Below are 26,759 nucleotides of genomic sequence, written 5' to 3'. Positions count from 1 at the left end.
GCAAGCCCCTCTTTGGAAAAAAATATGATTTTTATTCACCGGCGATTGCGCTTGGGTCAGAGGTCATAGAATTGTCCTCTTGATCTTCGAAAAAGCAATATTGGGCGCGGCCTGCGCGTTTCGCGGCATAGAGCGCTACATCAGCCTGTTCCATGACCCGCGCTGGGTCTTGTTCGCTACCATCGCTACAAAAAATACCAATGCTGGCAGAGACATTGCAGACCTGATCTTCGAAGGGAATGGGTTGTTCAATGCGTGAAATGAGATGACCGGCCAGATCTGATAACCGGTTCTTGTTGGTCAAAGTACTATATATGATAACAAATTCATCGCCCCCGACACGGGCTGCGGTGTCATCCTTGCGCGATGTATCTGCCATCGCGCGTGCGCAGCAGCGCAAGACATGATCGCCTGCGGCATGCCCCATAGTGTCATTAACCTGCTTAAAGAAATCGAGATCGATATGCATGAGGGAAAAGGGTTGGCCGCTTCGACAAATGCGATCCAGAACTTGATCGACGGCTCGACGGTTGTGCAACCCGGTCAAGGTATCCGTAAAGGCGCGTTTTTCCGCCGCGACCATAGCCCCTTGCAAGCGCGTATTCAAACTACGCGACGCATCCATCGCCGCCGATTTCGCCTCAACGAGATAGAGCATTTCAACCGCGAGATCCGTTGGGGCAAAATCTGTACTGGTCAAAGAATAGTCGCGCACAGCATCAATCACCGAAATGCCAAAGGACAGGTTGATGACACCGCCCCCTCGGCCATCGGCGCTAAGCACCCCTTTGAGAGGCGTGCGCACCCCTCCCCTTAAACGAATGTGCAGTTTGCGGCCCTCGGCATTGAGCAAATCCCCCATGCTCAACACTGACCGAGGCCGGTAGATTTCAAAGATTTCCAGAAACCGTTTCCCGTCAAGGTCGGCACCGCCAACTTTGTGGAGCGTTGGGCCGGCCTGAAGAATGTGGCCCGTTGAATCAAGAACCGCGTGCATCGGACAAAAGCGATGGAGCATTTCAATCGGAAATTGGGTCACGAGGCCTCTCCCATTTGGGGGCTGACAGCCAGTTCGAAATCCCGGCCCTCGGCATAGGCGGTTTCGACAACGGTGATATCAATCATCTGCAATCCCGCACCTCCATCGCCGGAATGATCCAACAGGGCCAAGGCCCCGTAGTCATCCGCCATAGCGCGCAATAACCCGGTCATCACATGCACAAAACCGGGCAGATGCCCGTCAATCTTCAACTGAAACTGGTTGATTGTATGGTCGCGCAGCTCAAGGTCAGGAAGATCAAGATCGGCCACCGCAAGACGGGCCCGGTCCGGTAAATCATCCAATGAATGCAGGAATTCAATAAAATCCACCCCACCAAAGCGCAGCAATCGCCGCAACCCTTCGCAATTGGGGTGCGAAACAAGATAGGTGCCAACATCTTCAAGGATGGCTTCGCTGGGTTTATCCAGCACCACACTGGCCGAGGAAATCACATCGGTAAAGATGTCCTCATCATAGTTTAACATCGCCTCGAACTCGGTTCCATCCAACGACGCATGCGCCGCGATATTCTGCCAGGGTTCCGGACCATATGTGTCCTGCACGAAAACCTGAATGGTCTTCAAAATCAGTCCGTGCATGGTATCTCCGCCTTCTTGCCTTTGGGGAAAGATGGGCTCTGCGGAGTTAAATTTGAGGTAACATCTTCAATTGTGCACAAATATGCTGTGGTCGTTGAGTTTCAGGCTTGGCACCTCAATCGGGGCAATCTCGAACCTACCCTGATGGAGTGCCTCAAGATCGGGCACAGCCAAACGGTTTGGGCTCGGCCCGCTGAAATTGCCCACTTTGCCCGCATCCAAGAGCAGTTTTCCATCCCGCATGGAGATCGCAAAAGCGGACACAAAATGTTGCGTATCGCGCAGCAACACCACTCCGGCCGGTTTATCCAGATCGGCCCCAAAATCCGCCAAAACAACGGCACATCCCGGCCCATTTGACACCGGTTTTTGACAGGCCATCAACCAATCGCTCACATCCTGCCACACCAACTCGTCCAAGGCCCCCGCAGGCAGGTCCTGCTTGGGATAGACGGGCAAAAGCGCGGCCAAATCCTTGCGCATCTTGGCCTCTTGGGCAGACATATCACCCGGAGGATCAAAGGCCACTTCGCCTTTGGCTTTTGCAATGGCGGCCTGCAAATCTGGGCGCATCTCTTCAAGTTGAACAAGGGCCGATTGACCGGCCCTGCCCCACTGCCCCGCCAGTTCGCGCAAGGGCAATTCCCTGGCCGAAGCCCCCTCAATCGCGCGTAGTGATTGGGATAGCGCGGCAATGCGTTCGGGCACCACAAACGGCGTGAACCAGATCAGCGCCACCACCATACAGGCCACCGCCAGACCGGTATTCACCTCGCGGATGCGGGCCATCCAATCGCCCTGCAACACCACTGACAACGCATAGGCGACACCGTAAATCAACAAGACCGCTACCATCGTTGCCGCCATCAACCGTTCGGGGGTCCACCCATATTGCGCCACCCGCAACCAAATGGCCCAAGCCGCCAATCCGGCCAGAGCGGGCAAAACCAAAGCCATCAACGCCACGCAGATTCGCATAAACCGGGCTTTGGTTTCGGTTTTCGCACCGGCGTCTATCCCTGCGCTGATCATCAACAACGCCGCCAAACAGAAGCCAATAAGGATGGAAGCCGCCGACAGGCCCTGTAACACATCTTCCCAACCGCGCAGCGGCACCGCGACGATAAACACCACAGAGACCGCCAAAACCAAGGGCAGGAAAAACCGCAGCAATTGCACCGCCAACAAAGGCGACAGATCATCAGAGAAACTGCGCGCCACCCCCATGGCCAGCCCGTAAACCGCCCCCGACAGCCCCCAAGCCAAGAGGGATTGCGCGCTAATTACCGCGATCAGTTCCAGCCCCACCAGACGCAAAATCGCGTCTGACATCGTCAAAAGCCCCCAAAACATTAGGGTAAAGAACAGCGCCACCACATGGCGGACCACGATTTGCCAACTGTTCAAAAACAGCGTTGCATAGCGTGTCACTGCGCCCTCTCCACTCGCAGCTAGGAACGGCGTCGCAATCAATAGGATCAAGGTGAAACCGATCTGCGGGTAGAGCAGGTTGAAAAAACCGCTCATCGTGTCATGACGCCCCGCCGCCCACCAGAGCGCAGCGCCAAGACCCAGCGCCACGAGGGTCGACCAAAGGCAAGCTTTGACACCGCCCCGCCCGCCAAAAAGAGACAGCACAAAGAAACTTAGCGCGCCCCCGGCGCTTGCGGCAAACAATAGGCTGCGTTCATTCAATAGGCTGCTGGTCATGGCTTCGCTCAAGACCCAAAACCCAAACCCCGCCAAACCACCAAAAACCAAAAGAGGAAGATAGAGCCGGGACATTGGGGAGGACGCAGACATGGTTAACACCTTCTTTCGACCGCAGCATTGCGCAGTCAAAAGGTGAAGGCAAGCAAGCCCCTGCGTCGCCTTTCAGAGCGCCCCGCCTGCGCCTAGAAATCGGTGGGGGCCCCGCCCTCTTCTTTGCGTTTGGCAACAAACGCCGCCAATTCATCATGAATAGCCGGGTCAAGCGCCGGGGCCTCAAACTCATTCAAAATCTGTTTGTAAATCCCGTGGGCGCGCTCCGGTGTCCAAACCGCCCCGGCGGCCTCCCAGGCCTCAAAGTTTTTCCAATCCGACAAGAATGGCTGATGAAAGGCGGTTTCATAGCGCTCTTGCGTGTGCTCGATGCCAAAGAAATGTCCGTTCGGCCCAACCTCACGGATCGCCTCCACCGCCAAGGCCTCATCCGACACGTCCCAAACCTCCGGCTCCATATAGCGCTGCATTTGGCTAAGGACTTCGCAATCCATGACGAACTTTTCGGGGCTGGCGATAAGCCCGCCTTCAAGCCACCCGGCCGCGTGATAGACCATATCGGTGCCGCTTTGAATCGCGGCCCAAAGGCTGTGCTCGGTTTCCCACATCGCTTGACCATCGGGGACATTCGCGGCGCAAACCCCGCTTGATCGCATCGGCAAACCGTAAAAGCGCGCCATCTGTCCGGTGATCTGGGTTGCGCGCATGTATTCCGGTGTCCCAAAGGCCGGTGCGCCGGTTTTCATGTCCACATTTGACGTGAACGTCCCGATCATACAGGGCACGCCCGGTTTGATCGCCTGCGCCAAGACCACGGCCGCCAAGGCCTCGGCCAATGATTGCACCACCGCGCCCGACATGGTGACCGGCGCCATCGCCCCCGCCAAGGTGAACGGTGTCACCACCAAGGCCTGCCCGCGTTTCGCCATCCGCATCCAACCATCCAACATCGGATGATCATGTTTCAGCGGCGAGGTCGAATTGATGTTGGTGTACATGCGCGGCGTTGCGTCGAATTCCTCATGGCTCAGACCACCGGCGATGCGCACCATTTCCATGCCATCTTCGACCCGCTCTTTGCCAAGCGAATAGACATGCATAACCTTGTCGCAGAGCGTCAGCTTGTCATACATCGCATCCAGATGGCGCACCCGTGGGTGCAAATCGACCGGCTCCACCGGATAGCCACCGCAAAAGTGCATGACATTAAAGTATTGGGTTAATTTAAGCAGGTTGCGAAAGGTTTCCCGCGTCCCCGGAACTTTGCGCCCGGTCTCAAGGTCCCAGTAATTGGGCGGCGAGGATACATTCCCAAAAAGAATATGCCCGGTTCCCAGTGACAATTGCCGATCGCGGTTGCGGGGCGTCACCGTAAAACTGCGGGGCGCTTTTCCGACAAGCTCCATCACCAAGGCGCGGTCCATACGAACGTTTTCGCCCCGCACCTCACAGCCCGCCGCCTTGAGAACCTTGACCGCGTCCGGATTGAGGAACTCAATCCCAATCTCTTCTAGGATTTGCATCGTCGCAGTGTGAACCCGCTCAACCCCCTCAGGGCTTAACGGTTCGGTCGGTTTGTCGCGATTGACCGGCGGGCACCACGGCTGCTGTTCCACAGCTTTCAGTCCACGGCGTGCCGCATTGCCGGCGCGACCACCGCCGCGTCGGCGTCCTGTTGGGGCAGTTTCAGCGTCAGACATGGCAGGGCTCCTTGCTCTGCCGTCCATGACACATCCAGAAAACCGCCCTCGCCTGCCCGTTTGCGACAGGTCTCGTCGTGTTTAGAGCCTCGCCCTGTTTAGGGCGTGCCGCCCGTCAGTCGGAAGTGAGCCAGCCAAGCAAACCGCCAATATCCGGCAAGACAATATCCGCCAATGGGGCAAGGTCGGCTTCGCGTGCCGGGCCGGTCAAAACGCCGACGGTTTGCATGCCGGCGGCCCGCCCCGCGATCAAATCGTGGCTGCTATCGCCAACCATCACCACCCGCTCAGGGGCCGTATTGGTAGCCACCGCGAAGGCCAACAATGGATCGGGGTCTGGTTTGGCTCCATAGCCGCTATCAAACCCGGCGATGAAATCGAACATACCCTCGACACCCGCCGTGCGCAGATGTGATCGCGCTGCAAATTCGGTGTCATTGGTCATCACGCCCAGCGCCATTTCCATCGCCGCCAGTTGCGCCAGAAATGGCACCAACGGCACCGCCTCGGACAAGGGGGCCTGAGCGGCGGCGCGCATCAAATGGGTTTCGACCTCTTCCAGCGTGCGGTGCGGCAATTCACGGGCAAGGCATTCTGCGGCCTCACGGTTGGTGCCTGCTATCACCGGGCTATCAGGTCGAAAGCTCTTGTGCGCAAGGTCATACCCGGCTGAGGCCGCCATGGCCTCTTGCAAAGCGCTGTCGCCTTCGGACAGCTCGGCAATAACCTCGCCGCCCCAAACATCCCAAGTTGCCCCGAAATCAAACAAGGTGCCGTCTTTGTCGAACAGCACAGCATCGGCACGTAAACTCATGTCCAATGCACCTCTCCACCACCGGGCAAAACGGCCCGCGCCTGCATGATCCTGTCATAAGGTATATTTTGCATGTCGCAAAAATCCACCACCCACGCGTCGTCCATCATCAGAAAATCCAATACCGAGGCCTGAAAAACTGGGTCCTGCAAATTCGCGCGAAAATCCGCCTCTGACGCGCCGGTAGACCCGGTAAACACCGGAAAAAGCTCATCATTTGCGGCCAACCAGGCCACCGCTTGCAGGCCAATTGTTTCGGCCGCCTCAAGAGAAAGTGTCATTGTTAGCAAATCCCGAAAGGGTTTCTTAACCAATCTTCATCAAATCTGAGACTGAGAGAAAGTGCAAGCAGGCGCGTAGCTGCGCCCAAGCGCAAGGATGATCTATATGACAGGCCGAATTTTAGTGGTCGACGCGGTGCCGACGAACCGAATCATTCTTCGGGTCAAACTGTCGGCTGCATTTTACGAAGTGGTCCAAGCGGCGTCTGGAAAGGCGGCGCTTGCAATGATGAAAAAGTCAAAACCTGACCTCGTCATTACCGCGTCTGATCTGCCCGATATGACCGGCCGTGCGCTGGTCACTGCGTTACGCCGTTTTGACACCGGTGTGCGCCTACCTGTTGTGATGTTGCATAGTGATGATGATCCGGGTGAACGCATTGCGTCGCTTGCGGCTGGGGCCGATGATGTTCTGGCCCGTCCAATTGATGACTTGGTTATGTTGGCGCGCCTGCGCTCCTTGTTGCGGGCCCGCGATGCCGAGGCCGAGCTGCAGCTGCGTGACGACACTCGTCGCGCCCTTGGCCTTGCGGAGCAAAGCGCCGAATTCACCACCCCCGCTAATATCGCGTTGATCGCCACCGGACGTCAGCCCGAGGCGGAAAAAATAGTCTCTGATCTGGGCGCGGAATTGCGTGACCGGGTTGTTTTGGTTGACCCCGATGATGCCCTGCGCGAACGCCGCCCCACTCCCGATGTGATTGTTATCGCCGAAGGACCCGGCGGTCAGGGCGAAGGGCTGACCCTTTTGGCGCAAATGCGGGCAAGCACCCTGACCCGCCATGCCTCGCTTATCTATGTGGCTCAACCTCATCAACGGCGCGAAGCCGCCAGCGCTTTGGACATGGGGGCCAATGACTTGCTTGCGGGCGGTTTGGACCTTCAGGAACTCACCCTGCGCCTTAAGAAACAGATTGAACGCAAACGCACCGCGGACCGGCTCCGGGCCAATATGCAGGATGGCCTGCGTGCCGCGGTGACCGACCCGCTCACCGGGCTTTACAATCGTCGCTACACCCTGCCGCATCTCGCCCGACTGTCCGAACGCTCGGCGCGTCAGGGCCGCCCCTATGCGCTTTTGGTGGCCGATCTGGATCATTTCAAACAGGTCAATGATGAATTCGGCCATCCCGCCGGAGATTCGGTACTTGTGGCCTTGGCCCAACGCCTCAAAGACAACCTGCGTGCCGCTGATCTCATTGCCCGTTGGGGAGGCGAGGAGTTCCTGATTGCGATGCCCGATACCGGCCGTCTTGCCGCTCAGCGCACCGCCGAACGGCTGTGCCAGATTATGTCAGAGCAGCCAGTTATGCTACCGGGGGGCGACCGGATTACCGTCACCTTAAGCATCGGCGTTGCGACCGCCAGCCGCCAGGGCGATTGCGCCCCCGCCGATTTGATCGAACGGGCTGACAAAGCGCTTTATGTGGCCAAAGACAGGGGCCGCAACACCGTGGTCATGTCCGATCGAACCACCCCTTTGCCGCGCCGCGCCGCTCCAACCGGGACGGCGTCCAAAACCCCTTACGTGCAGCCAGACGACAGGCGCCACCTCGGCAGAAGACCCATCTGAACCATTGACTTAAAACCAAACCTGCCCACGCCATTAAAAAAACCGGCCGCAAGTAAGCGACCGGTATGTTTATTTCTACAAAGGGTCAAAACCGTTTGGAATGCCTCTTTGGGTGCGCCGACCGATCAACCGACCTAGTCTTTGCTCCACCGCTTGCGACGTTTGGACATGTTGGCTATTTCCGCTTCAAGACGGTCGGCATAGGCCGCCCGCTCCTCTGCGGTCATGGCGTCTAGGTACTTGGCCAAAAGGTCTTGCCCTGTACCGTGACGCTTTTCCGCCAAAGCCTTTTGCTTTCGCATCACATCATCAAAACGCGCGCGCTCAAACGGGTCCTGTCGCAAAACGCCCAGGGCCTCGTGGTAACTCTCAACGATCCCGCCGCCGCGCTTATCGCCTTTGCCTGGTACAAAGGACTTGCGCAACTCACGACGCAACTCGCGACGTTGATCATCCGTAAACGCGCGCGAATAGGGAAGAACCGTATCGAACCCACGCGGTGCGCCACGGGACGGTGGCCCGCCCTTGAAGACCACACCTGCCACCAATCCGATGACCACAAGGTTCAGAGCCAAAGACGCAAACAAAACCAATCGGATACGCCGACCCATAGGTGGTTTTTTAGGGGTTTGGGTCATGTCAGCCTTCCAACATTGCAAAATCAAAGCCGCTGTTTGGGTCCAGATCGTACCACTCAGAGTCAGCCGATTGTTCCCAGTAGTCCGTCAATGTTTCAGGCGGCGCGACACCGATCCAAATCCCCATGGCGCAGGCCGCAGCCAATCCAGCCGCCCCCGGAGCACCACCAATGGCTTGCATAAGTTGCTGCCACAGCGATGGTCGCACCTCGGACACACCCCGTGGATCAGGCAAATAGGCCAAGGCATCCGCCTCGATCCGCGCCATGAAATCCCCTGATGGCATCGGCTCTTCCTCGCGAGCAGCCGCAAAAAAGCTATCCAGTTCAAACCCATCGGGGGTGTTATTCTTGTTGCCATCACTCATCGTCTTCATACCCCAGTTCAGAGCGCCGCCCACTCAAAATTGCCTCAAGCGCGCGTTTCCCCCGCGCCGTCAAGCTTTCCACAGCACGAGGTCCTATGTCCATAATCTCGCCAATCTCAGGGTTCGACAACCCATCGATATGGCGCAGAATAACCGCCTGTCTTTGACGGTCTGGCAAATCATTCAGCGCGTTTTGAAGGGCTTGTGCCCGCGCGCTTTGTTGCATTTGTTGTACCGCCGACGGGGCCTCATCCGCCAATTCAGGAATCGCGTCCAAATCTGGCCCAGTCCGGCGTTTGCGCATCCGGTCGACACATAGATTTGCCGTCACACGATACAACCAAGTGGTCACTTTGGCCTCACCGACACGCCACGCCGGCGCAATACGCCATAGCTTTAGCAACGCGTCCTGCGCCACATCTTCGGCCTCGGCTCGGTCGCCCAGCATACGCATCGCATGCGAAAACACCCGCGGCCCAAGCCGCCCCGTCAAAGCCCGCGCCGCCGCCGCATCCCCACCGGCAAAAGCCAGCAGCAGCTCTTCGTCACCGCGATCATTCATGGCATCATAGGGCATTTGGTCCATTCCATTGCGCTACCTGTTTGGGGAACGCGGTGCAATAGCCGGGCCGCAACGTATAGGCTGCGACCCGATTTCTTAGGCTGGCAATCAGTTGTTGCCGCGGCCGTAGCCTTTGCCGTGACGGCCCTTGCCTTTGCCCATCATGGCTGCCGCCTGCTCGACCTCTTCTTTGCTCAGCACGCCATCATTATTGGCGTCGGCCCGGTCGAACATCCGCATGGCGCGTTCGCCCTTGCCTTTGCCATGCCGACCTTTGCCCTTGCCACCACGGGCTTCCATTTCGTCTTGGCTCAGCTTGCCATCTTTGTCGGTGTCAAGCGTCTCAAGCATCGCATCAACACGCTCACCACGGGTCTTGGCCCGTTCAGCGGCACGTTTTTCAGCAGCGGCCTTTAGCTCGTCGGCGCTTACGAAACCGTCCTTGTCGGTATCGGTGGCATCAAAACGGGCCTTGCCGGCGTTTTGCAGTTCGTCCTTGGTGATCTGACCATCTTTGTCTGCATCCAGCATTTCGAACATCTGCTCGACATTCATGCCACGCATACCTTTGCCGCCCATGCCCATGCCACCTTTGCCATGTTGCATGCCTGCTGCGGATGCCAAGCTACCTGCGCCCAAAGCCAAAATCAAAACACCACCGAGGATTGTTGCGTTTTTCATGTTCAGGTCTCCATTCCTGTTCGCTTTATTGTTCAAAACACCCAACTCTCTGGGCGTCTCTGCAAACTTTCACGGGCCAGCTCGAAACTTCCGTCGCAGAATTTCAAAAAATCACCTCATGCCTCATCACAGCACCGTGATGTCCTTTTTCGCGACATCCCGACGCAAGGACATTTTGCGACCTTCTCCAAGTCCCCCTCCCCCCCGCATGTTGTGCCTGCGACGGAAAAACTTGAATGATGCTCACACCTAAACCTGCCGATAGCCGTGACCTGCGCACGGCGGTGCTGCGTGGATTGCGCGGGCGATGCCCCAATTGCGGGGCTGGGCCGCTTTTGGCGGGGTTTTTAAAGGTGCGCGATCATTGCCCGGTGTGCCGCGAACAATTGCGCCGACATGACACCCACAATGGTCCGGCCTATTTGACCATGGGGATCGTCACCACCATCATGGGGCCGCTGCTCACCTATGTGTTTCAAACCTTCCATCCCGATCCGCTGATCTTTTTCACCATATTTACGGTTGGATGTGTCGGCCTGTCGCTTTACCTTCTGCCCAAGATGAAAGGCGCGATTGTGGCTTTCCAATGGGCGCGTCGCCAATATGGCTTTGCGCGTCCTGATTGATTTGGCGTTGGGGACTGCATGACAACCACCATAGACAAAACAGCGATCCGCAATGCGGCGACAATTATTGTTGTGCGCAACCGGCGGACAACACCGTCGGTCCTGATGGGGCAACGCGGGGCGCGCGCCGCCTTTATGCCCAATAAATTTGTGTTTCCGGGCGGGGCCGTTGACGAAGACGATGCCAAGGTGCCCTTGGCGCGCCCCCTGCCCCAACTCTGTTCGGCCCGGCTAAACGAAAGCGCGCCCGCCGGGACTGCCCGCGCCTTGGCCGCCGCTGCTGTGCGTGAATTGTGGGAAGAGACCGGCCAAATCCTTGGGGTGCCTGCGCCGTGGCCTGGCGCTGTGCCGGATGATTGGCTGTCATTTGCCGGGACCGGTCACCGCCCGGCCGCCGATGGGCTGCAATTTGTGTTTCGCGCCATAACGCCCCCCGGTCGCCCGCGTCGCTTTGATGCGCGGTTCTTCCTGTTGGATGCGGATGCGCTGGCCTCTGATCCGGATGATTTCACCCATGCCACGGATGAGCTTTCCCACCTGCAATGGATCCCGCTGGAACGGGTGCGCCATTTCGACCTGCCCTTCATCACCGAAGTGGTCTTGGCCGAAGTGACCGCGCGAATTCAGGATGATACACCGCCCGCATCCGTGCCCTTCTTTCGCAACAATGACGAAGAAAGCCTGTTCTTGCGCCTGCGTGGCACCCCGATGAAAGACTGACCTCGATGCTCAATACTTTGACCGTGGGCCAACCCGGCCCCACGCCACCGATGCTGATCGTTCATGGCCTTTACGGGTCTGGGCGCAACTGGGGGGTGATCGCCAAACGCCTGTCGGACGACCGTCTTGTTCTCACCCCAGACATGCGCAATCACGGCGACAGTTTCCGTTCGGACGTGCATGATTACCCCGCGATGGCCGCCGATCTGGCCGAGGTGATCGAAGCCCATGGCGGCCGCGCCGATGTGGTTGGTCATTCCATGGGCGGCAAGGCGGCGATGGTTCTGGCCCTCACCCGGCCCGAATTGGTCAACCGTTTGGTCGTCGCCGATATTGCGCCGGTTGCCTACACCCATAGCCAAATTCAATTCATCGAAGCGATGCGCAAGGTCGACCTCAGCCGCGTCACCAAACGCTCGGACGCGGTGGCGCAGTTGGCTGAACATGTTGAGGATAAAACCCTTCAGGCGTTTTTCACCCAATCTTTGGACATCAAAAACCAAAGCTGGAAGCTCAACCTTGATGCGCTGGCCGATCAGATGCCGCATATCCTTGGTTTTCCAGAGGTGACAGGCACTTATGACGGCTCAACCCTGTTTTTGTCCGGGGCTGACTCTGATTACGTTAAACCGGAATACCGCGACAAAATCCGCGCCCATTTCCCCAAAGCCCGCTTTGCCAAGCTTCCCGGCGCGGGCCATTGGCTCCATGCCGAAAAGCCGCGCGAATTTGAGGCAAGTCTACGCGCCTTTTTGCCTATTTAACGCGCGGGCTGCCGCAAACACGGCCCATAGATTTCAACTCTTTGAAACTGCACTCCGCTGATCTGAAATGCCGACCCACGCCCCTTGATTGGGCAGGCGGGTCAGGCACACTCAGCCGCAATGATCCGCGCGCCCAAATCATCACGCCTCAAGCACCCGCAACTCGCCCTCAAGCCAGGGCAGGTTTTGCAAGGCCGGGCCGATCACCATCTCATTGACCAACATGCGCGTGGTGCGCGCCACGTCGCGCGGCACCGTGTCGGCCCAATCCGATCCGGCGAACAACGAAATGGTGCGCGAAAAGGGTTTGAACGGCACCGGGTGTACTTCCATTTGGTCGTGCAACCGCCCGGCACGCATATATCCCAGCGGCGTTGTCAAACCCCAGCCCATGCCGCGTGCGATCAGCGTCATCAACGACAAATGCGCGCCAATTTCGAACCGCTCGGCAAACGCCAACTTCTGGCGCGCCAAATGTGCCTCAATTTGTGCACCAATACGTTGATCCCGGTCATATCTCAAAAGCGGCTCGGCCTCTATCAACGCGGCCACTCCACCGGCCTTTGCGGCGGCACCCCTCTGACAAACAAGGATAAAAGGATCTCGTACCAAGGGGTATTCGATAATCCCCTTGGCCACGCCACCACTCGATGCCGCGATGGCAATATGCAACCGACGCGTCTCCATTTCGGCCGAAATCTCATGGCTTGGGGCGGTGGTAAGCTTGAACCGACACCGGCTCAGGCTTTCGGCCAGCATGGTCACCAATCGCGGTGTCAGATCGTTGTCAAAATCATCAATGATCCCAAGACTCAGGGTACTGAGATGGGTCAGGTCCATCACCGTCAGCTCGCTTTGCGCAAGACGCAGTTGCGCCAACACCGTTTGGGCGCGTTGCAAATAGGTGCGCCCCGCCGGAGTAAGCTGCATCGGTCGTCGGCCATGATCCACCAAATCGGTGCCAAGTGCGGTTTCGAGATTACGCATTTGCTGGCTGACGGCCGGTTGGCTCAGCCCGGTGATCTCGGCGGCACGGGCCACCGACCCCGACGAGGCCAGCGCCTCAAATACCTCAAGGCCCCGAAGGGTCACACCTTTGATCAGCATATCAGGTCCTCTTCGCGCCGCTCCATATTCAGCTTTTCCAAATCTCCCCCCTCCGCGTCAAGGATTTCCAACACATGCCGCCCAAACATTTGAAAACCGCCCCCGGTTTGCCCGATACCGCGCAGGCCGATGTCTCAGATACAGTTCAAATCATGCTGACCCGCCTTCGTACCCAAGGTGAAGATGCCGCGCGTGACTACGCCCGTCGGTTGGATGGCTGGACCCAAGATATCGTTGTCACGCCGGATCAAATCGAAGAGGCGCGCAAAGCAACCCCGCAAAACCTCCAAGATGCGCTGCGCTATGCCCATGACAATATTCGCCGTTTTGCCGAAGCCCAGCGCGCGTCTATCACCGAATTCCGTACCGAAATCCGCCCCGGATTGATCGCCGGGCAACGTCTGCTGCCGGTCTCTTCGGCGGGCTGTTACGTGCCGGGAGGCCGCTATGCCCACATCGCGTCGGCGCTGATGACCATCGCCACCGCCCGCGCCGCCGGAGTGCAGCACGTCACCGCTTGCGCCCCGCCGCGTGGCACCGGCATTGACGCGCCAACCCTCTTCGCCATGGACTTGGCCGGGGCCGATACAATCCTGACGCTGGGCGGTGTTCAGGGCATTGCTGCCATGGCCTTTGGCCTGTTTGGCACCCCTGCCGCCGATGTGCTTGCTGGTCCCGGCAACGCCTTTGTGGCCGAAGCCAAACGTCAACTCTTTGGCCCTCTGGGGATCGATATGTTCGCGGGGCCAACCGATGTCCTGATCCTTGCCGATCAAAGCGCCGACCCGGCCCGCGTCGCGCTTGACCTAATTGGCCAGGCCGAACATGGGCCAACATCGCCGTGCTGGCTTGTCACTGACTCGGCTGATTTGGCCAAGAGCGTTCTGGCTCATATTGCCCAAACCATCGCCACACTCCCCAAGGAGAATGCCGCCGCGGCCCGCGCCTCATGGGACGCCATGGGCGAGGTCGTTCTATGCGATACCCGCGATGAAATGCTGGCCCAAGCGGATCGCTACGCCCCTGAGCACCTGCATGTCCAATGTGACGATCTGGATTGGTGGCGTGACAATCTCAACGCCTATGGCTCTCTTTTCCTTGGCGAAAAAACCACCGTGGCCTTTGGCGACAAGGCCGCTGGCCCCAATCATGTGCTCCCCACCTCAGGCTCGGCGCGCTATACCGGCGGTCTCTCGGTCCACAAGTTCCTGAAAACCACCACATGGCAAGAGGTCACCGACGCGGCTCTCTTGGACCTCGCCCAAGCCACCTCAACCATCTCGCGCGCCGAAGGCATGGTTGGGCATGCTTTGACCGCGGAACACCGCATGGTCGACCTTGCGCCACCGCCGCTCAAAGCGCGTGCCTAATCCCATGCAACAAAGGCCCCGACACGTGGCTGGGGCCCTTATTCATCTCGTCAAGAAACTCTCGGGGTGAATTGGTTGCTTGCAACCAAGAGGGGGCTCGCCCCCTCAAAATCCGTGCACGGATTTTGGCCACCGCCCGCGGCACGCGCGTGATCCCCTGGGGGATCACTCCCACAATTAATAACCGCTACAGCTACGTTCTGAACGCGCCACAAACGCTTTGTAGCGCTTCCAAAAGGCTTCATTGCGGGTGTTGTCTGACTGCCGAATTTCTTGTGCGCGATGCGGATCACGGAAAAAGGTCGCGGCCATTTTCTGATCACCCGACGACAACGATCCATTCGCCACGCCCTGAATGCAACCACACAACCTGCGGTTCGCCGCTTTGCGATCTGCGCTCAGGCACGCCTTCGAAATCGGCCCCGTCGCAAAGTTCACACTCGCCCCGCCCCGATAGCGCGACACATCTTCTCTTTTGCCGCCACCACATGCTGCCAGCGTGCAAACAACCACAACCAAAAGTGCTGCGTTCCTCATAACAATCCTGTCTCTGCCTATGTCTTGACACACGTCCCACTTCTGAACCTGCATCAAGGGCCGGTGCGGGTTTTCCCGTCTGCTCCGGTCTACTGTCCTCAGGACCATCATGCGCCATTCAAGCCCTAGAATCAATTCCTGAAAACCCGGCAAAACTATCTGCGGCAAAACAAAAACGCCCCCCGGTTTCCCGGAAGGCGTATAACCAGCACGCAACGCGCTTTAGACAAAGCGGTTAACGTAGTTTTCCAATATTTCCTGACGGCCGGATTTTGGCTCTGGGTTGATGCCCTCGTCCAACACACGTTGGGTGATCGCACCTAGATCACTGCCCAGCATCACCTTGGCACTGTCGCTGTCCCAGCCTGCATAACGCGCGCTTAGCGCCTCATCCAAACCGCCATCCTCGACCATCGCCGCCGCCGCTTTAAAGCCACGCGCACAGATATCCATGCCGCCAATATGGGCCGCAATCAGGTCCTCGGCATCAATCGATTGACGGCGCACTTTGGCGTCGAAATTCGTACCACCGGTATCAAACCCACCCGATTTCAGGATGTGATAATAGGCCAGCGCAACCTCGGGCGTGTTGTTGGGGAACTGATCCGTATCCCAACCCGACTGATAGTCATTGCGGTTCATATCAATTGACCCAAGCATACCTTCGGACGTCGCGACCGCGATTTCATGCTCAAACGAATGCCCGGCCAGAATGGCATGACCCTGCTCAAGGTTTAGCTTCACCTCGTTCTCAAGGCCATATTTGCGCAGGAACCCGATACAGGTCGCGGCATCGTAATCATACTGATGCTTGCTTGGCTCTTGTGGCTTTGGCTCAACCAAAATCGCGCCTTTGAAGCCGATCTTGTGCTTGTAATCGACTACCATGTTCAAGAACCGGCCCATATGGTCAAGCTCGGCGCCCATGTCGGTATTCAAAAGGGTCTCATAGCCCTCACGACCACCCCAAAGCACATAGTTCTGACCGCCCAACTTGTGGGTCGCATCCAAACAGGATTTCACCGTCGCCGCCGCAAAGGCAAAGACATCCGGGTCCGGGTTGGTCGACGCGCCGCCCATCCAGCGGCGATCGCTGAACATATTGGCCGTGCCCCACAACAGGTCTGGCCCGCCGGCTTCCATCTTCTCACCCATGTAATCGGTGATCTCGTTCAGCGTGCTCAGATTGCCCGCAAACGACCCCTGATCGGGGCGCACATCCGCGTCATGCCAGCAATAAAACGGCGTGCCGAGAATATCGAACATCTCAAACGCCACATCGGCCTTGAGCTTGGCGCGCCCCATATCGTCTTGGGGGTGCCACGGGCGCACAAAGGTCTGGCCGCCAAATGGGTCGCCGCCCTCCCAGGCAAAGCTATGCCACCACGCCACGGCAAAGCGCAGATGCTCTTCCATGCGCTTGCCCATGACAATTTCGTCCGGGTTGTAATGACGAAACGCCATTGGGTTGGTGCTCTCTGCACCCTCAAATTTTACTTTTTCGATACCGTCGAAGAAACCAGTGCTCATCTCGGAGGTCCTTGAAACATATAGGTTGTGACCCCGGCCGTTCCCGGGGCCAATTGCGTGTTATCCTGCGGTTTTCTCGCCCGGTTTCTTGCCGAGGATAATCATGCTGAGAAGGTCATCATCGGTCACATCTGGGATGTTCACCGTGCCAACCAGCTTGCCGTTTTTCATCACGCTGGCGCGGTCACATAGCTCCAGAACCGCATGTACATCGTGGTCGATCAAGAAAATCCCGATACCCTCGGCCTTGAGCTGTTGGATCAGCTCGGCCACCATCTGGGTTTCCTGCGGCCCCAAGGCCGCCGTCGGTTCATCCATGATCAAAATGCGCGCGTTGAAATAGACCGCGCGGGCAATCGCCACCGACTGGCGCTGACCACCCGACAAGGCCGACACGGGCGAGCTGAACTTTTGGAAGTTCGGGTTCAACCGGCCCATGATCTTGCGGGTCTCGGCCTCCATCGCGTCATCATCCAGCGTCCCCGCTGGCGTCATCAGCTCACGACCAAGGAACAGGTTCGCCGCCGCATCAAGATTATCCGCCAGAGCAAGTGTCTGATAGATCGTCTCAATATTGTGTTTGCGCGCATCACGAGGATTGTGAATTTCGACCTTTTCGCCGTTCACATAGATGTCGCCGGTGCCCTGATAGGCGCCCGAAAGCATCTTGATCAGCGTCGATTTCCCCGCGCCGTTGTGGCCCAAAAGGCCGACAACTTCACCCGGATACAGATCGACCGAAACGTCATCCACCGCATGGACCCCACCAAAGGAGATGCCCATGTTTTTCATTTCCACCAAAGGAGTTTGCTTGTCCATAATCTTTCTCCTTATTGGCCGGTGCGACGGCGGTAGACGATGTCGATCCACACCGCAAAGACCAGAACGATACCGACAACAATCGACTGCAACGGGGCGTCAACGCCGACCGAGGCCATACCAGATTGCAGCGATTGCATGATCAACGCGCCGATAACCGCGCCATAGATGGTGCCGAAACCGCCCGACAATGCCGTGCCGCCAATAACCGCCGCTGCGATCACCCGCAGCTCGTCCAAGGTGCCAAGGCCCACGTCCACCGCGTTCAAACGCGCCGAGGCGATGATGGATGCAATGCCCGTAAGCGCCCCCATCAGAGCGAAAATCTTGACCGTGAGCAGGCGGGTGTTGATGCCCGAAAGCTCTGCAGCCTCTGGGTTCCCCCCGGTGGCGTACACATAGCGGCCAAAGCGCGTGCGGCTTGCCACGATGGTCATACCAACGGTCACCACCAGCAGGATCACCACCGGAATAGCAACGCCGTGATACCAAACCATGCCTTCGGTAAGCTCGATCCCATCGGCCTTGGCGATGCGTTTCATCGCGCCTTTGGCAATCGGATAGCTGTTCATCACCCAAACAAAGCAGAGGATCAAACCGGCGGCGAGACCCATCAAGATACCCTCGGCCCAGATCGGTTTGACGGTAAAGCCATGACCGGCCTTGCGGCGACGGCTCATCAGCATCAAAGCAACGGCGGCAACGGCTGAAATCACCCCAAAGGCCCAGCTAAGTGTGACACCCAAAGTGCCCTCAGCGCCCCCACCCAAAAGGCGGAATGTTGCGTCTAGCGGCGCTTGGGTCTGCCCTTCGGTGACCCACCACATCGCACCGCGATAAACAAGGAACCCGCCCAGCGTCACGATGAACGCTGGCACCGTCAGATAGCCAATGATCCAGCCCTGAAACGCGCCCAACATCGCGCCCAGCGATATGGCCGCCAGTACACCAATGATCCAAATCATCGGATTGCCAAGCCCCAGCATATCAGGCAGCACTTGCACCTGAAGGGCGGCGACCACCATGCCGATAAAGCCCAGCATCGAGCCAACCGACAGGTCGATATTGCGTGTGACGATGACAAACACCATGCCCGTCGCCATAACGGCCACCGAGGCGGTTTGCACCGACAGGTTAAACAGGTTGCGCGGTGTTAGAAACCGCCCCCCTGTGATCACGTCGAACACGATCCACAGAACGACAAGCGCCCCGATCATGCCCAAAAGCCGGGTGTCTATCCCAAGCTTTGAAAAGAAGTTTTTCGCATTGTTTTGCATGTGAACCACGTCCCGGATCGCAGTTGTGAAAAACGCCAATCACGCTCATGCGGCCGCGCGGCTACATCAGGTGTTTTAAGTGTGACGCTTTTGAGAAGAAGTTTTGAGGCGTCCCCCCGGCCCGGCCACAAGGCTGGACCGGAGGGACAAAGCGTTAGCTTATTTGCAGAAGTCGAGGGTCGAACCGGCGCAGAGCGCGTCTTTTTCGATCCAGCCTGCGTCAACCACAACGTTCAGGTTGTCAGCCGTGATCGGAACCGGTGCCAAGAACATAGAGTTCATGGTGGTGCCACCGGGCGACGTCCATTCAACAGCGCCGTCAACCGACTTGCCTTCGGCCAGAGCCACGGCGATCATACCCGCCGCTTTACCCAGTTCACGCGCGTCTTTCCAAACCGAAACGGTCTGGGTGCCTGTGGCAACGCGGTTCAGAGCGGCATGGTCGCCGTCCTGACCGGACACCGGCATACCTTCAAGGCCTTGCGCCGTCAGAGCCGCAACAACACCACCGGCGGTGCCGTCGTTAGACGCAACAACCGCATCAACTTTGTTGTCTTGCGCGGTTAGGATCTGCTCCATGTTGCGCTGTGCGTTCGCAGGAACCCAGCCATCGGTGTAAGCTTCGGCAACGATCTTAATGTCACCGGCGTCAACCGCCGCTTGGATCACCTCTTGCTGACCACCGCGAAGGAAATCGGCGTTAGGATCGGTGGGCGAGCCCTTGATCATAACGTAATTGCCTTTTGGCATAGCTTCGAGAACGGCACGCGCCTGCATCCGGCCAACTTCGACGTTGTCGAATGTCAGGTAAAACGCGCGGTCGTCTTCGATCAAACGGTCGTAGGCGATGACGGGGATTTCTTCGTCCGCTGCGGCCTGTACCGCTGGGATAACCGCCGCAGTGTCCTGACCCAGAATGATCAACGCGTCTGCGCCCTGTGCGATCAGCGATTCAATGTCTGCAAGCTGCTTGCCCGACGAGGACTGCGCGTCCGCAGAGATGTAGGATGCACCAGCGGCTTCCAAAACACCTTTGATCGCGGCTTCGTCTGTTTTCCAGCGTTCTTCCTGAAAGTTGGACCAGCTGACGCCAACGGTAAGACCCTCGGCCAATGCGCCGCCTGCCATTGCGATGGTCATGGCCAACGCTGAGATACCTGTTACGAGTTTCATGTTTCTCCTCCCTATCGAAACAATCAATATATTCTCTTCTAAGCCGCCACCGAAGCGATCCGGGCCAGCCTGTGGAATCGGGTATAACAATTTTTTACTCACTAAAAAATACTTTTTTTGAGTCTAAAAATAATTATTGTGTTTGACAGGGAGTCGCTCAACCGCTTCTTGGCATTCCTGAATGTCACAGGCGGGGGATCTATGCGGGGGGAGACAGTTTTGGCGCTAACAGAAAAAAGCAATCATAACAGCGATCAGCGAGAGGCCGGTCGCCTTCAGGTGCTCGATGTGATCCGTGCGGCGGGCACCATCGCCCGCATTGATATTGCCAAAGCAACCGGGTTTAGCCCGGCCACCGTCACAGTGATCACATCCCAGCTTTTGGAAACCGGCTTGATCGAAGAGATCACCCCAGAGCCAAGTACAGATGCCAAGCCCTCGACACGCCGTGGCCGCCCCCGCGTGGCCCTCCGCCTTCGGGGCAAGGCCCATCTGATCGCTGGTCTCAAAGTGGCGCATAATATGGTCTCGGTTCTGATCCTCGATTTTGAGGGCAAGGACGTGCTCTCCCATGAAATGCCCCTGCCCGAACCACGCATGGCCACCCCGCATTTTTGCGACACCATGTATGAGGCCGTCAATCAAGCCTGCGCCAAAGGCGGATTATCTATCAATGACTTATCCGGCATAGGCGTTGCACTGGCGGGTCTTGTCGATGCCAAGCGCCGCTTTATCTACTGGTCCTCATCACTCACCGATCGCAACGTCAATCTTGGCGCGGCGCTGGACGCTGCCATGCCCTGCCCGGTGTTTTTGGACAACGATGCCAACCTTGTTGCCAAGGCCGAGCACCTCTTTGGCGAGGGCCGCAATGTCGACGATTTCATCGTGGTCACCATCGAACACGGCGTCGGTATGGGCATCGTCATCGACGGCGAAATCTATCGCGGCACCCGTGGCTGTGGCGCGGAATTTGGCCACACCAAAGTACAACTCGAAGGCGCGCTTTGCCAATGTGGTCAACGTGGCTGCCTCGAAGCTTACGTTGGCAATTACGCGCTCCTGCGCGAGGCCAATATCATGGATCGCGAAACGCCTTTGACCGATGTCCCTACCCTGTTCAAACGCGCCCAATCAGGCGACACCATGGCCCGGTCCATCTTTGACCGCGCCGGGCGGATGTTTGCCATGGGGTTGGCGAATCTGGTTAATATTTTTGATCCAAAACTTATTATTCTGGCCGGCGAACGGCTGTCTTTTGACTATTTGCATGCGGACACCGTCCTCGAATCAATGCGTCAATCGGTGGTTCAGGTCGACGCTCCCTTGCCCGACGTGCGCGTCCACGCCTGGGGCGATCACATGTGGGCCAAAGGCGCCGCCGCCTATGCCATCGAACAAGTCTCGGCCCTATCTGTCCGTGAGGTCCCCGTTGATGCGTAGCGCTCTGATCCTTTGCCTGCTTGGCAGCACGGCCATCGCCGGTGACCCGCGTTTTGAACCGCGCGACGCGCCTCATCACGTCTATTCCGGTGGGTGGGAACATTTTGTCGGCGGCGGTGTCGCGGCCTTTGATTGCAACGCTGACGCCCTGCCCGACCTCTATGTGGCCGGCGGTGACAACCCGGCGCAATTGATGCGCAACACCTCCTCACCCTCGGTAAGCTTTGTCGCCGACACCCCGGATACACTGGCTTTGACTGGGGTTATCGGGGCTTATCCGCTCAATATTGATGGTGATACACACGCGGATTTGGTGATATTGCGCGTTGGGCCGGATGCGATAATGCGTGGCATTGGCGATTGCCAATTCGAGCCCTTCGATCTTGGTTTTCAAAGCGGCGATCACTGGACAACCGCCTTTTCCGCCACATGGGAAACGGGTCAAACCCTTCCGACGCTGGCCTTTGGTACCTATGTCGATCGCGCCGATCCTAGGGGGCCGTTTCAGACCTGTGATGACACGCTGCTTTACCGCCCCGATGGCGATGTCTATGGCACGCCCGAGGCACTAAACCCCGGATATTGCGCGCTTTCCATGTTGTTTTCCGATTGGTCCCGCGATGGGCGCGCCGATCTGCGCGTCTCAAACGACCGGCATTATTATGTACGCGGCGGCCAAGAACAGATGTGGGCGATGGAGGACACCCCGCGCCTTTACACCCCCGAAGAGGGCTGGAAACCCTATAGCATTTGGGGCATGGGCATCGCGTCGCGAGATATGAATGGCGACGGGTTTTCCGATGTCTATCTGACCTCGATGGGCGATCAGAAGTTCCAATATTTCGATCCCGAAACCGGCGGCCCCACCTATGTCGACGCCACCTATGCCCGCGGCACCACCGCCCATCGCCCGCACCTGGGCGAAGATGGCCGCCCCTCGACCGGCTGGCACGCCGCTTTTGGCGATGTGAACAACGATCTGCGTGACGATGTGTTTGTCGCCAAGGGCAATGTCGAACAAATGCCCGATGCGGCGATGCAAGACCCCAACACGCTTTTGATCCAAGGTACCGATGGGGTCTTTAGTGAAATGGCTGGCCCGGCTGGCCTCGCGTCGATGGCGCGTAGCCGAGGCGCGGCCTTGGCGGATTTCAACCGCGACGGGTTGCTTGATCTCGCCGTCGTCAACCGCCGTGTGCCGATGGAAATCTACGAAAACGTCACGGATGGCGGCAACTGGCTTTCGGTTCAACTGATTGGCGTGTACCCAAATACCTCGGCCATCGGCGCCCATATTGAGGTTTGTGCCCCCCATGGTGCCCCCTGCCAAACCCGCGAAGTCACGGTTGGCGGTGGCCACGCCGGTGGCACTCTCGACACCCATCATTTTGGGTTGGGTGATTTGAATGCCGCACGGCTGCGGGTGATTTGGCCGGACTTGTCAAAAACCGATTGGCAGGACGTTTCCGTAAACGAAAAGGTCATAGTCAACCGATAGGTCGGCTGGCTTTTGGGTGGGGTTTTCCTTGCCAACAAGCGGCGTGAGAGATCAACCGGGGACGGCTGTTTGCCAACGGGTCCCGTCTTCCTAGCGATCCACCGGCAATCCACTTGGCACTGTTTCGGGCACTCCCAGCCGACCGGCCTTCCAACTGCTATCGGTCAAAGCCTCTAAAAAACTCAGTAAATCATCCACTTGATCATCACGCAACGCCACCGGCTCCAAATTGTTCGCCTCAGCAATCCGAGCCGTTTCATCGGGGTCGTCCGTGGCCGTCCAATCCGCCGCCCCGTCTAGCCCAAGGAAAACCGCCTGACGACGGTCATAACCTTGCAAAGATGCAATTGGATCAAGGTGATGGCGCACCATGGCCTCCAAAGTCACATAGGCCCCGTTGTGCCCATAGGGCGCGGTTTCTGTCACATTGCGTAACGACGGCGTCCGAAAGGCATAGGCGTCTTTGGCCAGACCGGTGACCCGCATGCGGCCCACATCACGGGCATGGTTTTCAAACCGCGCCGCCTTGCCCGGCCCAATTTGCGGCATGGCAATGGCGTGAAAATCATGATCGCTCTGGAACCAGCCGGAATGACAGTCCGAACAGCCCGCCGCGCCGTAAAACAGCTCCCGACCGCGCTCGGCTCCTGCCTCCAATGGCGTGGCATCACGCAAATACCGATCAAACGGGCTATCGTCGGCGCGCCATTCCACCGCAATGAAATCGGCAATCACATTGGCAATCTGGGGAAAGGTAATCGGTTCTCCCGGAGCCACACCGTCAAACGCCGCGCGGTATTCTGGCACCTCGGCCACCCGCGCCGCAATCCGGTCCCAGGCCCCGCCTTCGCTGGACAAAAACCCGAGGCGCACCGCCTGTGCGACCTCATTCTCGCTGTAATGCCCGGCCATTTCGTCGCCCGACAACACCGGAAACATCGCCTGCGCCGACAAGACCCCATCAAACCCCGACAACATCTCGGCCCCCAAGGGGGTGCGCATCCCGTCGGGTTCATCGGCATCTGCCTCAAGACGCCCGTCATGGAACATCACCGTAAACTCGCTGGCTCCAAGGTTGAAAAGCGCCGGGGCGTTGCGCGGAATGCGTTGCTCTGGCAGGTTCTCGGCCCCAACCTTGCGATCACGTCCCAAGCCCATCGCCCCCTCACCAAGGCTTAGCGACACACCGTCCGCCGTGCCCATTTTTGGGTGATGGCAACTGGCGCAACTGATGTTGCGGTTGCCCGACAGGATCGGATCGTAAAACAACTGCCAGCCAAGCTTTACCCGCGCGGCATCCGGTGCCTCGAACACCGGTTCCGCCATCTCGGCTGCTGCGGCGACGGGTAAAAATCCGAGCCAGATCAACCTCATGCAAGCGCCCCTTTGATCGCCGGATAAAGCTTGCGGTACCGCTGATACGCCGCTTCATACGCCGCCACCAACTCCGCCTTTGGCGCAATCACCTCGCCAATGTCTGGCTGGGTCATCACCGTTTCAACATCCGCGCCGCGCGCCACCATCGCCAATCGCGCCGCGCCCAATGCCGCGCCAAACTCCCCATCCTTGGGGAGCGCCAAAGGCAGGCCCAAAACAGTCGCCAGCATTTCGGTCCAAACCCGGCTTTTGGTGCCGCCGCCGATGGCCAAAACCTCCTCCAACTCGGTTCCTGTGGCGCGCAACGCCTCAAGACAATCGCGCAGGGCGAAACACACGCCCTCCATCACCGCTTGAACAAGGGCCGCATCACCGCCGCCAACGTCCAAACCCACAAACGCGCCGCGCATGTCGGCGTCATTGTGCGGCGTGCGCTCGCCCGACAGATACGGCAAAAACATCGCTTGTCCCGGCCCCGCGACCTCGCTCACCAGTGCCGATAACTCCGCCGGGCTTTGTTTCAACCGCCCCGAAAGCCAGTTCAACGCATCGGTGGCCGCCAAAATCACCCCCATCTGATACCACCGGCCCGGCACCGCGTGACAAAACGTATGCACCGCCGTCGCCGGATCGGGTGCAAAGCTATCCTTCGCCGCCAACAAAACCCCCGAGGTCCCCAGCGACACAAACCCCTGCCCCTCTTTGAAACAGCCAACACCACAGGCCGCCACGGCATTGTCACCGCCACCACCGGCCACCGCGACCTCGTCGACGCCCCAATCGGTGCGCAGGTCATCGCGTAAATATCCCGAAATGTCAGAGCCTTCGACAAGGCGGGCCATCTGATCGCGGCGCATATGCCCCTGTGCCAACAAGTCGTCTGACCAATCCCGCGCGCCAACATCAAGCCAGCTCGACCCAGCCATATCCGACATGTCGCCCACCACTTCACCGGTCAGCCACAGCCGCAAATAATCCTTGGGAAGCACAACCTTGGCGACCTGCGCAAAAATCTCTGGCTCATGGGTTTCAACCCAGCGCAATTTGGGTGCCGTAAAGCCCGGAAAGACGATATTCCCCGATAGCTCGCGCACCCCCGGCGTCGCGTCCAACATCGCTGCCTCATCGGCGCAACGGGTGTCATTCCACAAGATACAGGGCCGCAAAACCGCGTCATCCGCACCCAGCAAAACCGCGCCGTGCATATGGCCACTAATCCCGATGCCACTTAGCTTGGCAAATGCGGCGCTTTGGGTGGATTTAAGCTCTGAAATCACTGTTTTACAAGCGGTTACCCAATCCGCCGGGTCCTGCTCGCTCCAGCCAGAATGCGGGTGCGAAACATCATAATGCGCCTCAGCTGACCCCACCGGCGCACCATTTTCATCCACCAAAAGGGCGCGCAGCCCCGAGGTGCCCAGATCAAGCCCAAGATACATGATTTCCTCCCACGGAAAGCCAGCGGCGACTCCCATCGCCATTTATTTTATTGCCAGAAATTAATCGGCAAAGCGGGCTCTGTCAAAAGGTTTTCTAGGTTGGAATTTCGGCGAGAACCTGCATCACTCGTTCCAGAGCACCCGCGCCCTCCCACGCTCCGATCTCGGTTGTCTGGATGACAGCACGCATCGCTAAACCTGCATCAAGCCATTGAACCCATTATACTCTAATTGGTCGACAGGGTGTCCAGATCCGCCTTGGGAACAGTAAACCAAACATGGGTCTCATCGCGTCCCCACCATGTCTCTCTTGGGACATGTTCGAACACAAATGTCACCCCCTCAACGCGCGCGCAGCCGTTCAACTCCGCCGCAACAGACCTGACAACTCCATTCCGGGTGCTATGAGGCTCTGTCCGGTTTGTACTTGAACGCATTGGGTCAGAACCAACGTTCTGCCCTTCGCTATCAAAGTACATCAGCAAGATTCCGTGTTCTCCAACAAAGAATATATCCTCGGCAGGCGTCAAATCGAACTCTGTGACCTTGGCTATATCCCTTGGAAGGATCGCGTATTGAGGAAGAAGACATATGATGTCCATCGATGGTGAGAGCAGTGTGTCCATTGGGATTGCACCCTTGTCCCCCAAAGACCGCATCAAGTCTAAAGTGAAAATGTCGTTGTCAGAATCATTGGGAAACTGTCTCAAAATCAGTGACACAATCAGTAGTAGCACCGGCGCTCCAAAAATGACGATCACAACCAAAGCAAACAACGCCTTGGCGACACTGTCAAAATCGTAAAAAATCCGGCTTACTACCCGCCTCAACTCACCACTCTCCCATCAATCGTTCCCCAAAAGACCTCCGAACTTAAGGCTGTCAGCACACTTCAATCGGCCCCGGCATGGCGAAACGAGGTAATGTCGCGAACCTGAGGCCCGTTCCCTCAAATCCGCACAGCAAAACAGCTTCATTTTCGCCCTATGACCCAGCGCTATATACCTTAAGCACACAACTCATCTTGACCACCCCAAGATTCCACCGCATATGCCATT

Annotated in this window: 26 protein-coding genes; 7 read left to right on the top strand and 19 right to left on the bottom strand. The window is 58.0% G+C overall.

What is annotated here, in order from left to right:
• Window positions 1–31: 31 nt before the first annotated feature.
• The 6 genes from AC5EFR_RS12330 to AC5EFR_RS12305 form a co-directional block, all read right to left on the bottom strand.
• A complete protein-coding gene (locus AC5EFR_RS12330; RefSeq protein WP_493576103.1) occupies window positions 32–1,039 on the bottom strand; it encodes a GGDEF domain-containing protein in 1,008 nt (335 codons plus the stop codon).
• Window positions 1,036–1,641, bottom strand: a complete 606-nt coding sequence (locus AC5EFR_RS12325; protein ID WP_493576102.1) for a heme NO-binding domain-containing protein — start codon at window positions 1,639–1,641, stop codon at window positions 1,036–1,038. Before AC5EFR_RS12325 ends, AC5EFR_RS12330 begins: the two co-directional genes overlap by 4 nt.
• Before the next feature lie 66 nt (window positions 1,642–1,707).
• On the bottom strand, window positions 1,708–3,444 hold the full coding sequence (locus AC5EFR_RS12320; protein ID WP_493576101.1) for a DUF4153 domain-containing protein: 1,737 nt from the start codon (window positions 3,442–3,444) through the stop codon (window positions 1,708–1,710).
• 92 nt (window positions 3,445–3,536) lie between these two features.
• The gene (locus tag AC5EFR_RS12315) at window positions 3,537–5,105 is read right to left on the bottom strand and encodes a trimethylamine methyltransferase family protein (protein WP_493576100.1); all 1,569 of its coding nucleotides are present in this window, start codon (window positions 5,103–5,105) and stop codon (window positions 3,537–3,539) included.
• 115 nt (window positions 5,106–5,220) lie between these two features.
• Window positions 5,221–5,919 carry an HAD family hydrolase gene (locus AC5EFR_RS12310; protein ID WP_493576099.1) on the bottom strand — a complete coding sequence of 233 codons (699 nt, stop codon included), beginning with the start codon at window positions 5,917–5,919 and terminating at the stop codon, window positions 5,221–5,223.
• Window positions 5,916–6,200, bottom strand: a complete 285-nt coding sequence (locus tag AC5EFR_RS12305) for a DUF3572 domain-containing protein (protein ID WP_493576098.1) — start codon at window positions 6,198–6,200, stop codon at window positions 5,916–5,918. Before AC5EFR_RS12305 ends, AC5EFR_RS12310 begins: the two co-directional genes overlap by 4 nt.
• A gap of 106 nt (window positions 6,201–6,306) precedes the next feature.
• Here AC5EFR_RS12305 and AC5EFR_RS12300 point away from each other — a divergent pair, with 106 nt between their 5' ends.
• On the top strand, window positions 6,307–7,773 hold the full coding sequence (locus AC5EFR_RS12300; RefSeq protein ID WP_493576097.1) for a diguanylate cyclase: 1,467 nt from the start codon (window positions 6,307–6,309) through the stop codon (window positions 7,771–7,773).
• A 134-nt stretch (window positions 7,774–7,907) separates the two neighbouring features.
• Here AC5EFR_RS12300 and AC5EFR_RS12295 read toward each other — a convergent pair whose 3' ends face one another.
• From AC5EFR_RS12295 to AC5EFR_RS12280, 4 genes are all read right to left on the bottom strand, one after another.
• Window positions 7,908–8,411, bottom strand: a complete 504-nt coding sequence (locus AC5EFR_RS12295; protein ID WP_493576096.1) for a periplasmic heavy metal sensor — start codon at window positions 8,409–8,411, stop codon at window positions 7,908–7,910.
• Window position 8,412: 1 nt separating this feature from the next.
• On the bottom strand, window positions 8,413–8,787 hold the full coding sequence (locus tag AC5EFR_RS12290; protein ID WP_493576095.1) for a hypothetical protein: 375 nt from the start codon (window positions 8,785–8,787) through the stop codon (window positions 8,413–8,415).
• Complete coding sequence (locus AC5EFR_RS12285; RefSeq protein ID WP_493576250.1) at window positions 8,771–9,355, bottom strand: RNA polymerase sigma factor; 585 nt, start codon at window positions 9,353–9,355, stop codon at window positions 8,771–8,773. The genes AC5EFR_RS12290 and AC5EFR_RS12285 overlap by 17 nt, the downstream gene beginning before the upstream one ends.
• A gap of 93 nt (window positions 9,356–9,448) precedes the next feature.
• Entirely contained in the window at window positions 9,449–10,021 is a 573-nt protein-coding gene (locus AC5EFR_RS12280) for an EF-hand domain-containing protein (RefSeq protein ID WP_493576094.1), read from the bottom strand.
• Window positions 10,022–10,257: 236 nt separating this feature from the next.
• Here AC5EFR_RS12280 and AC5EFR_RS12275 point away from each other — a divergent pair, with 236 nt between their 5' ends.
• From AC5EFR_RS12275 to AC5EFR_RS12265, 3 genes are read left to right on the top strand one after another with little or no spacing between them, the layout of a single operon-like run.
• Window positions 10,258–10,647: a DUF983 domain-containing protein gene (locus AC5EFR_RS12275; protein ID WP_493576093.1), complete on the top strand. Its 390-nt coding sequence runs from the start codon at window positions 10,258–10,260 to the stop codon at window positions 10,645–10,647.
• An 18-nt stretch (window positions 10,648–10,665) separates the two neighbouring features.
• Complete coding sequence (locus AC5EFR_RS12270) at window positions 10,666–11,367, top strand: NUDIX hydrolase (RefSeq protein ID WP_493576092.1); 702 nt, start codon at window positions 10,666–10,668, stop codon at window positions 11,365–11,367.
• A 5-nt stretch (window positions 11,368–11,372) separates the two neighbouring features.
• Complete coding sequence (locus AC5EFR_RS12265) at window positions 11,373–12,131, top strand: alpha/beta fold hydrolase (RefSeq protein WP_493576091.1); 759 nt, start codon at window positions 11,373–11,375, stop codon at window positions 12,129–12,131.
• Between the two features lie 141 nt (window positions 12,132–12,272).
• Here AC5EFR_RS12265 and AC5EFR_RS12260 read toward each other — a convergent pair whose 3' ends face one another.
• On the bottom strand, window positions 12,273–13,238 hold the full coding sequence (locus tag AC5EFR_RS12260; RefSeq protein WP_493576090.1) for a LysR family transcriptional regulator: 966 nt from the start codon (window positions 13,236–13,238) through the stop codon (window positions 12,273–12,275).
• A gap of 74 nt (window positions 13,239–13,312) precedes the next feature.
• On the opposite strand from AC5EFR_RS12260, the gene hisD reads away from it, so the two are divergent.
• Window positions 13,313–14,608 (top strand): histidinol dehydrogenase, encoded by a 1,296-nt coding sequence (hisD, locus tag AC5EFR_RS12255; protein WP_493576089.1) that lies wholly within the window; start codon window positions 13,313–13,315, stop codon window positions 14,606–14,608.
• A 177-nt stretch (window positions 14,609–14,785) separates the two neighbouring features.
• Here the strand turns inward: hisD and AC5EFR_RS12250 are convergent, their stop codons facing one another.
• From AC5EFR_RS12250 to xylF, 5 genes are all read right to left on the bottom strand, one after another.
• Window positions 14,786–15,145 (bottom strand): arginine transporter, encoded by a 360-nt coding sequence (locus tag AC5EFR_RS12250; RefSeq protein ID WP_493576088.1) that lies wholly within the window; start codon window positions 15,143–15,145, stop codon window positions 14,786–14,788.
• A gap of 222 nt (window positions 15,146–15,367) precedes the next feature.
• Window positions 15,368–16,675, bottom strand: a complete 1,308-nt coding sequence (xylA, locus tag AC5EFR_RS12245) for a xylose isomerase (RefSeq protein ID WP_299927133.1) — start codon at window positions 16,673–16,675, stop codon at window positions 15,368–15,370.
• 60 nt (window positions 16,676–16,735) lie between these two features.
• Window positions 16,736–17,494, bottom strand: a complete 759-nt coding sequence (locus AC5EFR_RS12240; protein ID WP_493576087.1) for an ATP-binding cassette domain-containing protein — start codon at window positions 17,492–17,494, stop codon at window positions 16,736–16,738.
• Window positions 17,495–17,505: 11 nt separating this feature from the next.
• Window positions 17,506–18,771 (bottom strand): sugar ABC transporter permease, encoded by a 1,266-nt coding sequence (locus AC5EFR_RS12235; protein ID WP_493576086.1) that lies wholly within the window; start codon window positions 18,769–18,771, stop codon window positions 17,506–17,508.
• Between the two features lie 159 nt (window positions 18,772–18,930).
• Complete coding sequence (gene xylF / locus AC5EFR_RS12230) at window positions 18,931–19,944, bottom strand: D-xylose ABC transporter substrate-binding protein (RefSeq protein WP_493576085.1); 1,014 nt, start codon at window positions 19,942–19,944, stop codon at window positions 18,931–18,933.
• Window positions 19,945–20,145: 201 nt separating this feature from the next.
• On the opposite strand from xylF, the gene AC5EFR_RS12225 reads away from it, so the two are divergent.
• Both AC5EFR_RS12225 and AC5EFR_RS12220 read left to right on the top strand, forming a co-directional pair.
• A complete protein-coding gene (locus tag AC5EFR_RS12225; protein ID WP_493576084.1) occupies window positions 20,146–21,387 on the top strand; it encodes an ROK family transcriptional regulator in 1,242 nt (413 codons plus the stop codon).
• Window positions 21,380–22,885 carry a CRTAC1 family protein gene (locus AC5EFR_RS12220; protein ID WP_493576083.1) on the top strand — a complete coding sequence of 502 codons (1,506 nt, stop codon included), beginning with the start codon at window positions 21,380–21,382 and terminating at the stop codon, window positions 22,883–22,885. Before AC5EFR_RS12225 ends, AC5EFR_RS12220 begins: the two co-directional genes overlap by 8 nt.
• A 90-nt stretch (window positions 22,886–22,975) precedes the next feature.
• Here the strand turns inward: AC5EFR_RS12220 and AC5EFR_RS12215 are convergent, their stop codons facing one another.
• From AC5EFR_RS12215 to AC5EFR_RS12205, 3 genes are all read right to left on the bottom strand, one after another.
• The gene (locus tag AC5EFR_RS12215) at window positions 22,976–24,259 is read right to left on the bottom strand and encodes a cytochrome-c peroxidase (RefSeq protein ID WP_493576082.1); all 1,284 of its coding nucleotides are present in this window, start codon (window positions 24,257–24,259) and stop codon (window positions 22,976–22,978) included.
• Window positions 24,256–25,701: a xylulokinase gene (xylB, locus tag AC5EFR_RS12210; RefSeq protein ID WP_493576249.1), complete on the bottom strand. Its 1,446-nt coding sequence runs from the start codon at window positions 25,699–25,701 to the stop codon at window positions 24,256–24,258. The genes AC5EFR_RS12215 and xylB overlap by 4 nt, the downstream gene beginning before the upstream one ends.
• A gap of 227 nt (window positions 25,702–25,928) precedes the next feature.
• A complete protein-coding gene (locus AC5EFR_RS12205; RefSeq protein WP_493576081.1) occupies window positions 25,929–26,462 on the bottom strand; it encodes a hypothetical protein in 534 nt (177 codons plus the stop codon).
• Between the last annotated feature and the right edge of the window lie 297 nt (window positions 26,463–26,759).

Source organism: Pelagimonas sp., from assembly GCF_058892305.1.
The sequence above is the reverse complement of the archived record's forward strand: the minus strand, read 5'-3'. Positions and strand labels throughout refer to the sequence as shown.

Bases quoted from the DNA above. Each gene is read 5' to 3' on its own strand.
- AC5EFR_RS12215 (WP_493576082.1), bottom strand. From the start codon at position 24,259: ATGAGGTTGATCTGGCTCGGATTTTTACCCGTCGCCGCAGCAGCCGAG.
- AC5EFR_RS12265 (WP_493576091.1), top strand. From the start codon at position 11,373: ATGCTCAATACTTTGACCGTGGGCCAACCCGGCCCCACGCCACCGATG.
- AC5EFR_RS12300 (WP_493576097.1), top strand. From the start codon at position 6,307: ATGACAGGCCGAATTTTAGTGGTCGACGCGGTGCCGACGAACCGAATC.
- AC5EFR_RS12220 (WP_493576083.1), top strand. From the start codon at position 21,380: ATGCGTAGCGCTCTGATCCTTTGCCTGCTTGGCAGCACGGCCATCGCC.
- xylB (WP_493576249.1), bottom strand. From the start codon at position 25,701: ATGTATCTTGGGCTTGATCTGGGCACCTCGGGGCTGCGCGCCCTTTTG.
- AC5EFR_RS12320 (WP_493576101.1), bottom strand. From the start codon at position 3,444: ATGTCTGCGTCCTCCCCAATGTCCCGGCTCTATCTTCCTCTTTTGGTT.
- AC5EFR_RS12275 (WP_493576093.1), top strand. From the start codon at position 10,258: ATGATGCTCACACCTAAACCTGCCGATAGCCGTGACCTGCGCACGGCG.
- hisD (WP_493576089.1), top strand. From the start codon at position 13,313: ATGCCGCCCAAACATTTGAAAACCGCCCCCGGTTTGCCCGATACCGCG.
- AC5EFR_RS12310 (WP_493576099.1), bottom strand. From the start codon at position 5,919: ATGAGTTTACGTGCCGATGCTGTGCTGTTCGACAAAGACGGCACCTTG.
- AC5EFR_RS12270 (WP_493576092.1), top strand. From the start codon at position 10,666: ATGACAACCACCATAGACAAAACAGCGATCCGCAATGCGGCGACAATT.
- AC5EFR_RS12225 (WP_493576084.1), top strand. From the start codon at position 20,146: ATGCGGGGGGAGACAGTTTTGGCGCTAACAGAAAAAAGCAATCATAAC.
- xylF (WP_493576085.1), bottom strand. From the start codon at position 19,944: ATGAAACTCGTAACAGGTATCTCAGCGTTGGCCATGACCATCGCAATG.
- AC5EFR_RS12240 (WP_493576087.1), bottom strand. From the start codon at position 17,494: ATGGACAAGCAAACTCCTTTGGTGGAAATGAAAAACATGGGCATCTCC.
- AC5EFR_RS12325 (WP_493576102.1), bottom strand. From the start codon at position 1,641: ATGCACGGACTGATTTTGAAGACCATTCAGGTTTTCGTGCAGGACACA.
- AC5EFR_RS12250 (WP_493576088.1), bottom strand. From the start codon at position 15,145: ATGAGGAACGCAGCACTTTTGGTTGTGGTTGTTTGCACGCTGGCAGCA.
- AC5EFR_RS12290 (WP_493576095.1), bottom strand. From the start codon at position 8,787: ATGAAGACGATGAGTGATGGCAACAAGAATAACACCCCCGATGGGTTT.
- AC5EFR_RS12260 (WP_493576090.1), bottom strand. From the start codon at position 13,238: ATGCTGATCAAAGGTGTGACCCTTCGGGGCCTTGAGGTATTTGAGGCG.
- AC5EFR_RS12305 (WP_493576098.1), bottom strand. From the start codon at position 6,200: ATGACACTTTCTCTTGAGGCGGCCGAAACAATTGGCCTGCAAGCGGTG.
- AC5EFR_RS12235 (WP_493576086.1), bottom strand. From the start codon at position 18,771: ATGCAAAACAATGCGAAAAACTTCTTTTCAAAGCTTGGGATAGACACC.
- AC5EFR_RS12280 (WP_493576094.1), bottom strand. From the start codon at position 10,021: ATGAAAAACGCAACAATCCTCGGTGGTGTTTTGATTTTGGCTTTGGGC.
- AC5EFR_RS12315 (WP_493576100.1), bottom strand. From the start codon at position 5,105: ATGTCTGACGCTGAAACTGCCCCAACAGGACGCCGACGCGGCGGTGGT.
- AC5EFR_RS12285 (WP_493576250.1), bottom strand. From the start codon at position 9,355: ATGCCCTATGATGCCATGAATGATCGCGGTGACGAAGAGCTGCTGCTG.
- xylA (WP_299927133.1), bottom strand. From the start codon at position 16,675: ATGAGCACTGGTTTCTTCGACGGTATCGAAAAAGTAAAATTTGAGGGT.
- AC5EFR_RS12295 (WP_493576096.1), bottom strand. From the start codon at position 8,411: ATGACCCAAACCCCTAAAAAACCACCTATGGGTCGGCGTATCCGATTG.